We start from the raw sequence: 9215 nt of genomic DNA, 5'->3' as shown, positions 1-9215 counted from the left end.
CCGAGCGGTCCTTGGATCAGGCGGGCAGTCGGCCCTTGCTGCGCATGGCGGCACGGACGCGTTCCTCGGCCAGACCGCGGCCTGCGATGTGCGGCGTGGTAGCGCAGCGCCGGGCTTCTTCGAGAACGGTGACGGCGTTGGCGCGCAGCCGCTTGGAGATCGTCTCGAAGATGGTGGGGGTTTCGGGCCGGAAGCCGGAGTAGCGGGCGTCCATGGCGAAGGCGGCGGCGACGACGCCGCCGGCGTTGGCGACGAAGTCGGGCAGCACGGCGATTCCGCGTTCCGCGAGGATGGACTGTGCCAGGGGCGAGGTGGGCAGGTTGGCGCCTTCCACCACCAGCCTGGCCTTGATCCGGTGTGCGGTGGCGTCGTCGATGACGTCCTGCAGCGCCGCCGGGACGAGCACGTCGCAGTCGACGGCGAGTTCCTGGCCAGGCGGTATGTGGGTCCCCTGACGGTGGCGGGTGACGAAGTCGTCGCCGTGCTCCTCCCTCGCCGCCTGCAGGCCACGCACGTCCAGTCCGGAGGGGTCGTGGAGGGCACCCCTCGCGGTGGACACGGCGACGACGGTGGCGCCGAGTTCGGCGAACCGGAGGGCAGCGGCGAGGCCGACGGCTCCGAATCCCTGGAGGGCGACCCTGGCGCCGTTCAGGGGGAGTTGGAGGTACTGGGCGGCCGCGTCGGCGGCCTCGGCGACTCCGAATCCCGTGACGCCGAGCTTGTCGTAGGCGACTCCGCCGAGGTGGTCCGGGGTGCCGACGGCCGCGCCGCGGTCGCCGAGTTCGTCCTGGATGATCGCCGCGTCGTCCTCGGTCAGCCCCATGTCGAGGCCCATGACGTACTCGCGGGGCACCTCGTTGGACAGCGCGCGGGCGAAGGCGCGCAGGATCGCCTCCTTGTCGGGCGAGGCCGGGTCCGCTACGACGCCGGCCTTCGCGCCGCCGTAGAAGAGGTCGACGCTCGCCCATTTCCAGGTCATGACGCGGGCCAGCCGGGCCACTTCGCCGACGGAGACCGTGGGGCTCATACGGGTGCCGCCCTTGCCGACTCCGCGGGCCGTGTTGTCGATGACCAGGACGCCCTTCATGCCGGTGCGCCGGTGGGAGACGACGACGATCTTCTCGGGGCCCCAGTCGTCGACGAGGGAGAGTGCGTCAGTCACGGGTGTGTTCCTCCTGTAGGGCGCGGGCGATGAGTTGGGCGAGGTGGGTGCCGCCGCGGTCGGTTTGCTGGCTGATCTGGGTGCGGCAGCTGAAGCCGTCGGCCAGGACGACCGTGTCCGGTCCGGCGGCACGCACGGCGGGCAGCAGGGCCTGTTCGCCCGCCGCGACGGACACGTCGTAGTGGCCGCGTTCGAAGCCGAAGTTCCCCGCCAGGCCGCAACAGCCGGAATTCAGCACGCTGTTGTCGACACCCATCGCCGCCAGCAGCGCACTGTCGGCCGTGAAGCCGCTGGTGGCGTGCTGATGGCAGTGGGTCTGGCTGAGGGAGCGGGCGTCGAGACGCGGGGGCTGCCAGCCCGGGGTCTGGTGGACGAGGAGTTCGGCGAGGGTGAGGGTGGACCTGGCGAGCGCACGCGCGTCGGTGTCGCCGTCCAGGAGTTCCGGCAGATCGGATGTCAACGCCGCGGTACAGCTCGGTTCGAGGCCCACGACCGGAATGCCCGCGCGTACGGCCGGAGCGAGCGCTCTGGTGGTACGGCGGGCGATACGCCGGGCGATGCCGAGTTGTCCGGTGGTGATCCAGGTGAGGCCGCAGCACTGGGTGCCGTCCGGGACCTGGACCCGGTATCCGGCGTCTTCCAGAACCGTCACACCGGCCTTGAGGACGTCGGGCGTGAAGTGGTTGTTGAAGGAGTCCACCCACAGCACGGCCGGGCCTCGGTGTCCGTCGCCCTCCGGGGTGCGCTCGCGGAACCAGGTCAGGAAGGTGCGGTCGGCGAAGCGGGGGACGTCGCGTTCGGCGGCGATGCCGCCCAGTCGCTTGATCGCCGGTGCGAGGCGGGAGGCGGTGAGCGCGTTGACCAGCCGGGGCATACGGGCGGCGAGCCGGGACAGCAGGGGCAGCCAGCCCATGGAGTAGTGGGAGGCGGGCCTGAGGCGTCCCTTGTAATGGTGGTGCAGGAACTCCGACTTGTACGTCGCCAGGTCCACGCCGACCGGGCAGTCGGCGCTGCACCCCTTGCACGACAGACACAGATCGAGCGCGTCCCGCACCTCGGACGACCGCCAGCCGTCGGTGATGACCTCGCCCTGCGTCATCTCGTACAGCAGGCGGGCACGGCCGCGGGTGGAGTCCTTCTCGTCCCGGGTGACGCGGTAGCTGGGGCACATGACGCCGCCGCTCAGGGTGGCCGTTCGGCATTTGCCGACGCCGACGCAGCGGCGGGTGGCCTTGGCGAAGTCGCCGTCGTCGGCGTGGAAGGGGAAGACCGTGGCCAGGGGAAGGGGGGTGCGGTGGGGGCTGATGCGGAGGTTGCCGTCGATGGGCAGCGGGTCGACGATCATCCCCGGGTTCAGGCCGTTGTCAGGGTCCCAGGCGCTCTTGAACTGCTCGAACAGGGCGATGACGTCGGGGCCGTACATCAGGGGCAGCAGCTCGGAACGGGCCTGTCCGTCGCCGTGCTCGCCCGAGAGGGAGCCGTCGTGGGCCGCGACGAGTTCGGCGGCTTCGGTCAGGAAGGCGCGGAATACGGCGGTGCCGTGTTCGGTGGTGAAGTCGAAGTCGATACGGACATGGAGGCAGCCCTCGCCGAAGTGGCCGTAGACGGCGCCCTGAAGCCCGTGGCGGGCGAGGAGTTCGGTGAACTGCCGTAGGTAGGAGCCGAGCCGGTCCGGTGGGACGGCCGCGTCCTCCCAGCCGGGCCATGCCTCGGAGGAGTCGGGCAGGCGGGTGGCCAGACCGGCCCCGTCCTCCCTGATCCGCCACAGCTGCCGGGCCCGTACGGGATCGGTGACGATCTCGTGGCCGCCGCACCCCGCTGCCGCCACGAGTTCCTCGGCCAGCCGGGGCAGTTCGTCCTCCTGCCCGCCCAGCTCGGCGAACAGCCACGCCTGGGTGCGGGGCAGGGTGTCGATCGTCCGACGTGTCTCCGGCCGGGTGACGATGTCGGTCAGGGACCGGTCGAGCCCTTCCAGCGCCAGCAGCTGGTGCTTGAGGAGGGCGGGGACGGCGTCGGCCGCGGCGACGGCGTCGGGGTAGCCGAGCACGACGAGAGCCCGGGCGGGAGGGGGCGCCACGAGCCGGACGGTGGCGGAGAGGACGACGGCCAAGGTGCCCTCGCTGCCGACCAGGGCCCGGGCGAGGTTGAAACGCCTCTCCGGCAAAAGGTGTTCGAGCGCGTAGCCCGAGACCTGCCGGGGGAACCGGCCCAGTTTCGTCCGCAGGGTCGCCAGGTTTCGCTCGGTCAACTCGTGCAGGGCCGCGATGAGTTCGCCGCGTTCGTCGTCGGCGGCCACGGCCTCGTCGATCTCTGCCCGGGTCATCTCGCCGAGCCTCAGTACCGTGCCGCGGTAGGTGACCACTTCGAGTTCCAGCACGTTCTCCGCGGTGCGTCCCCAGGCGAGGGAGTGCGAGCCGCAGGCGTTGTTGCCGATCATTCCGCCGAGGGTGCAGCGGCTGTGGGTGGAGGGGTCCGCGCCGAAGAGCAGGCCGTGTTCACCGGCGGCCTTCTGCAGTTCGTCCAGGACGATGCCGGGCTGTACCGTCGCCGTTCGCGCGTCGGGGTCCAGTGCGAGCAGGCGGTTGAAGTGGCGGGAGAAGTCCATGACCACGCCGGAACCGACGGCCTGGCCGGAGGTGCTGGTGCCCGCGCCGCGCGAGGTGATCGGAACGCCCAGGCGGCGGCAGACGGCGAGCGTGTTGAGCACGTGCCGGCGCTCGCGGGGGAAGACCACGGCCAGCGGTGTCCGACGGTAGTTGGAGGCGTCGGCCGAGTACTGGGCCCGGCGTCCCGCGTCACCGTGCACCTCGCCGCAGTCGCCTCGGGTGAGCGCCTCGGTCACGGCAGCCGCGTCGAGTCGTTCCTGGCCCTGCGCTGTCGCTATCACCGCGGTTCGCTCCCTCTCACTCGGCTACCTCGCGAGAGCCACGATCTGTGCCGGCACGCCCCTCCCACAAGACCCAGCAGCACGACAAAAAGAGCCATGCAGGGCAAGCAATGCTTATGCTGTGACTCGATGTCCGGCAGAAGGAGTCTCTTGCTCAGACCGCAGCATCTGCTCACCTTGAGGACCGTCGTACGCACCGGCTCGTTCGCCCTCGCGGCCCGCGATCTCGGCTACACCGCTTCCGCGATCTCCCAGCAGATCTCGGCCCTGGAGAAGGACACGGGGCTGGTGCTCTTCGAGCGGGAGGCGCACGGCATCCGACCGACCGCGGCAGCCCACCGCCTGGTCGAGTTCAGCGTGCCGGTGCTCGCCGCCATGGACGACCTCGGCCACCAGGTGCACCAGCTCGCCACCGGTGCCACCGGCCGACTGAGACTGGGCAGCTTCGCCACGGCTGGTGTCCGGCTCATACCGCCGGCGCTGTCGGCTCTGACGGCAGCCCACCCACGGGCGCAGGTCCAGTTGGAGGAGGGCGAGCCGGAGGAACTCGTCGCCGCGGTGAATGACGGCGATCTCGATGTGGCGCTGGTCTACGAGTACGGGCTCAGCCCCCGGCAGTGGCCGGACGGTCTGGCCCTCCACCATCTCGTACGCGAGGACCTCGTCCTGCTCAGGGCCCGCGACAGCGGCCTGAGCGCACGCCTGGCCGGGCTGTCGCAGGCCCGCTGGATCACCAGCAGGGAGGGCACCGCCGGTGACCTTTCACTCACCCGGCTGTGCGCGACGGCCGGCTTCGAGGCCGCGGTCGCCTTTCGCAGCAACAACTACGACGTCGTACGGGAGTTGGTGTCCGCCGGTCTCGGCGTGGCCGTCGTGCCGGGGCTCGCTCATTCGCCCAGCGAGGCGGTGGAGGCGACACGGCTTCCGCAGCGCTCGGCCTTCCGCCGCGTGATGGTTCTGCACCGCAGCGAGAACAGCAACCCGCTGCTCGGCACGGCCATCCGCTCCCTGCGCAGTGCGGCGCCGGTCGCGGAACCGTTTGTTCACCCGGCCCAGGACGAACAGGCGGGGTAGCCGGCAGCGGCGGACGTGGCTCGCCGGCCACGCCCGGCATCGCCGCGGTGTCAACCCGGCCCGAATTCTCCGGATGCACCTCCAGGCGGACCGCTGGGATGCACCGCCGACGGCCGCCCCGGACAGGCCGGCGAGCAGCGCGGAGCCCCGGGAAGGGGGGGACCTTGAGCGAGGACGGGTCGCTCGCTCGCACTCGGACCGGTCTGCGCCCGGTGGACCCAGAGTTCCGTGGGTGCCGTCAGGACTCTGGCATGGCAAACCGTGCCATGTTGCCCATGCGGCGCTGGCTGTTGGTGACCACGCGGGTCGCCTCCGCGAGGATCGCACGGTCGACCGGCGGGACGCGTTCCAGACGGACGACGTCGGTCGGAGTCCGGCCGGCCGTCGTCTGCTCCATCTGCCACGCGAGTCTGATGCCCTGAACGGCGTCGAAGGCATCGGCGAGTGCGACGGCGTCGGACTCGCTGAGCATGGCGGATCCGCCGGCTGCCAGAAGCCGCTGGTCCGTCGGCAGCGCCGTCGAGCCCACGCTCAGGGCGGCCCAGCGCGCGATGTTGGCGATCGGAACGAGGAACTGGGCCTTCAGATCGACCTTCTTCCTGCGCCACGGGGCCGGGCGGCTGCTCTGCGCGATCGATGCCGCCAGCAGCATGGACATCGTTCGCGGATGCATCCGGAGGTCTCCGAAGACCCGGGCGACTTCGGGCAGTCCGCGATCGCCGTGGATTGGCCGGCCGTCGATGAGCAGGCAGGTCATGATGACGGCGTCGCCGGCTTCGGGTGCGGTGATCCACTCCCGGCCCGCACGGGCCCAGTCCCCGTGGGTCCGGGCGAACTTCGGGTTCACCGGGCTGACCCCGTGTCGGTCGTGCGAGAGGCCGGCCTGCTCCAGCACTTCGGCGACCTTCAGGAACATGGGCTGGTACTTGGCGATCTCTGCAGCGTCGAGAGCGTTGTCGAAGGATGCCGCCGCGTCGAGGTCCGACGACAGCAGGGCCTCCCGACGCCCGTTGCTGCCCAACGAGAGCCAGGTGAACGCGTCGGGCCGCAGATGCGGATACTGCTCCGAGATGAGCTCGATGGTCCGTCGTACCGCGGCGTCGATGATGGCCGAGTGGACGGTGATGATACGGCTCGGAGCCAGTCCCTTGGCCATGAGGCCGGTCAGCATGCCCGGCACGCTTCGGTAGCGGTCCTTCAGGTCGTCGACCGTTTCGGCCCGGTGGATCTGCTCGTGCAGCGAGGCTCCGGCAGTGGTCGACGAGACGACGAAGTCGCGTGCGGCGACGGCGCCCCGGAGCTGGCCGGCACGGTCGGTGACGAGCACGACGTCGCCGTCGGACTCCAGCACGGTGATGAGGGCCTCGGCGGCGGAGGCGCCCAGCCGGATCGACGGTGCGTCGACCTGCATCACGGTGCTCACCGCTTCGGTGACCGGCGACGCCGAGGCCACCGCACGCCGGATACCGGCATCGGTGAGGATGCTGTGGCCGCCGTTCTCCTGCCGGACGGCGACATAGGGCAGCCCCGTTTCCTCCATCCGGGCCGCCGCCTGCGCGATGGACGTGGTCGGTTCGACCAGCAGGGGCGGCGTCCCGATCAGGTCGTCGACGAGGGTGTAGGTCGGGATCGATCCGTGCGCCATCATCCGACGGCTCATGTCGACTTCCCGCGCGAGCAGTTGGGCACCGTGACGCGTCGCGAACACCGGATCGACCAGGTCGGGGTCGAGGCGTACGACGACGGTCTCCCCGGACGCCTCGACGCGCGGGCCCACCGCCTCACCGAGCAGGGTCGCCACGTACCCGAACATCTCGGTCGGGCCGAGGTGGTAGGCGGGCAGCTCCCGGATGCGGTCGGGGTTCGTCCAGACGGAGACCCGGCCGTGCCACACGACGTGGAGACCGCGCTCGGGCCGGGCGAAGGCGTCGATGATCACTTCGCCCGTGCCGTAGGACGTCACCGTGGCACGCTCGGCCGCACGGGCGAGGCGCTCCGTGTCGAGGGTGTCGAGCGGCGGGCAGAGTCTCAGGAACTCCACCAGCGAGCGGACATCGACCGGATGGGCGGGATTCATCGTGGGCTCCTCGGAACGAACGGGCGACGGGAGATCGACGACCGGGCGGCCCCACGGGATCGCGGGGCCGCCTCACCGACGGGGAGTGCTGATCGGGAGCGACGCCGTTCACGCCATGGCGGCGGCCTCCTGCTCCGCCCGCTGATGGGCCAGAACATGGCTGAGTTCCTCCGTCGGGCCGCCCGATCGCACCGCCCAGACGAAGCTGCCGGCGGCGATGAGGGCCATCACGATCAGGTCGGTCGGACCGTCGATCGCGGGACTCTCCATCGGGCCGTACTCGCCGAGGTACGAAACGAGCAGCATCGCGAGGAAGGTGCCGACGATCCAGAGGCCGCTGCGCACATGTCGCCGGCCCTCGGCCGTGCTCACGGCGTAGAGCCCGGCCAGGAAGGCGGCGACGGCCACGGTCATCGCGGTGAAGTACACGGGGAAGCTCCACCCGTCGGCGGCCTGCTTCTGATCACGGTTGAACAGCCAGCCACCACCGACCGCGATGAAGATCCAGGCGACGCTGAACACCCCGGACACCACCCAGCTGCCCACGGCCTTGCTCCAGCCGTGCTGCACGCTGTTGTACGCGCCGTAGACCGGCAGGGCGAGGAACACGATCGTGAACAGGTTGATCAGGGAGACCCAACCCGCGAAGTAGATGAGCATCAGGCTCGCGACGAAACCCGCGATCGCCCAGAAGTACGCCCACTTGACGCGGACCGGGCGGTGCATGTCAGGTGCGGTGCGCCGGAGAACCATCATCACCGGGCCTCCCATGACGTAGGACAGCGTGAGCGCGACCGACACCTGGGAGACGAACGAGTACCAGCTCGGCGCCGGGAAGAAAAAGAAGAAGCCGAGCACCGTGCACACCAGGAGTCCGACGATCGGCGTGCCGTACTTGTTGATCTTCTGCGCGCCCTTGGGCAGCTCACCGTTGACCGACATCGAGTACACCGAGCGAGCGCCGATGCCCAGCCACACCCAGCCGGTCGCCGCCGGTGAGAGCGCCGCGTCAGTCAGCAGAATCGTCGCGAACCAGGCGAAGCCGGCTGCCGTGACGGCGTTGAGCAGCGGGGAGGACGCCCAGTCGCCGGCCATCAGGCCGGTCCAGTCGCCGGGGGCGACTCCCGCGTCGTTCCAGTTGAGGGCCCCGAGGAAGCCGACCTGCAGCACGACGTAGATCACGAGTGGAATGAGCAGGCCGCCGACGATCATCGCGATCGGGATGTTGCGCTGCGGGTTGACCGCCTCACCGCCGAAGTCGAGGATCTGCCGCAGTCCCGAGTAGGCGAACACGATGCCACCGCTCGCCAGGGCCCCGAAGATCGCGCCGGACCCCTGCGGCGCGAAGCCGCCGCCGATCGTGAAGTTGGCCGACGAGAAGGCCGTGAACATCAGCACGGCGGTCACGATCGGGATGACGAGCTTCCACACCGTGACCCACTTGTTCGACTCGCTGAGCAGCTTGGCGCCCATCGAGTTGAGGAAGAAGAACACGAACAGCAGGCCGAACCCGACGAAGATGCCCGTCGGCCACGACAGCACCATCGTGCCGCCGCTCTCGGTGAGCCAGCCCAGTTCGGGCCAGTGGCCGCCGACGTAGGTGATGACCGCCTGCACCTCTATCACCGGCAGCGCCAGCGTGGCTATCAGATAACCCCAGCCGTTGAAGAAGGAGAGGAAGGCGCCGTGCGTGAGCCGCGGGTAGCGGACTCCGGCGCCCGACCTCGGCATCATCGTGCCGAGTTCCATCCAGGTGACACCGATGACGGCGAAGAAGACCGCGCCGAGAACCCAGGTGATGATCGAGGCCGGCCCGGCGATGCTGGCGGCGGCGAGCGTCGCTAGCAGCCAGCCGGACCCGATCTGGACGCTCACGGCCAGGGCGATCAGCCCGACGAGGCTGATCTGCTTCTTCAGGTGCGCATCACTGGCCTCGTACGCACCCTCGACCGGCATCGGTGGCTGTGTGTCTCTCACGATGACTCCTTTGTCCATTGCGCGAGTCGATTGCCTTG

At 70.0% G+C, this 9215-nt stretch carries 5 protein-coding genes; 1 reads left to right on the top strand and 4 read right to left on the bottom strand.

From position 1 onward, the window contains the following. Window positions 1–16 precede the first annotated feature (16 nt). Window positions 17–1162: a Glu/Leu/Phe/Val dehydrogenase dimerization domain-containing protein gene (locus ABZ192_RS40240; RefSeq protein ID WP_356929421.1), complete on the bottom strand. Its 1146-nt coding sequence runs from the start codon at window positions 1160–1162 to the stop codon at window positions 17–19. After that, entirely contained in the window at window positions 1155–4049 is a 2895-nt protein-coding gene (locus ABZ192_RS40235) for an FAD-linked oxidase C-terminal domain-containing protein (protein WP_356929420.1), read from the bottom strand. Before ABZ192_RS40235 ends, ABZ192_RS40240 begins: the two co-directional genes overlap by 8 nt. Before the next feature lie 150 nt (window positions 4050–4199). Here ABZ192_RS40235 and ABZ192_RS40230 point away from each other — a divergent pair, with 150 nt between their 5' ends. Further along, window positions 4200–5123: a LysR family transcriptional regulator gene (locus tag ABZ192_RS40230; protein WP_356929419.1), complete on the top strand. Its 924-nt coding sequence runs from the start codon at window positions 4200–4202 to the stop codon at window positions 5121–5123. Window positions 5124–5361: 238 nt separating this feature from the next. On the opposite strand, the gene ABZ192_RS40225 is transcribed toward ABZ192_RS40230, so the two are convergent. Both ABZ192_RS40225 and ABZ192_RS40220 read right to left on the bottom strand, forming a co-directional pair. Then, the gene (locus ABZ192_RS40225; protein WP_356929418.1) at window positions 5362–7200 is read right to left on the bottom strand and encodes a putative nucleotidyltransferase substrate binding domain-containing protein; all 1839 of its coding nucleotides are present in this window, start codon (window positions 7198–7200) and stop codon (window positions 5362–5364) included. Window positions 7201–7308: 108 nt separating this feature from the next. Next, window positions 7309–9177, bottom strand: coding sequence for an APC family permease (locus tag ABZ192_RS40220; RefSeq protein WP_356929417.1), 1869 nt, complete (start codon window positions 9175–9177; stop codon window positions 7309–7311). Window positions 9178–9215: the final 38 nt, after the last annotated feature.

The organism is Streptomyces sp. NPDC006235 (assembly GCF_040613735.1).
Lineage (GTDB): Bacteria > Actinomycetota > Actinomycetes > Streptomycetales > Streptomycetaceae > Streptomyces.
The sequence above is the reverse complement of the archived record's forward strand: the minus strand, read 5'-3'. Positions and strand labels throughout refer to the sequence as shown.

Bases quoted from the DNA above. Each gene is read 5' to 3' on its own strand.
- ABZ192_RS40225 (WP_356929418.1), bottom strand. From the start codon at position 7,200: ATGAATCCCGCCCATCCGGTCGATGTCCGCTCGCTGGTGGAGTTCCTG.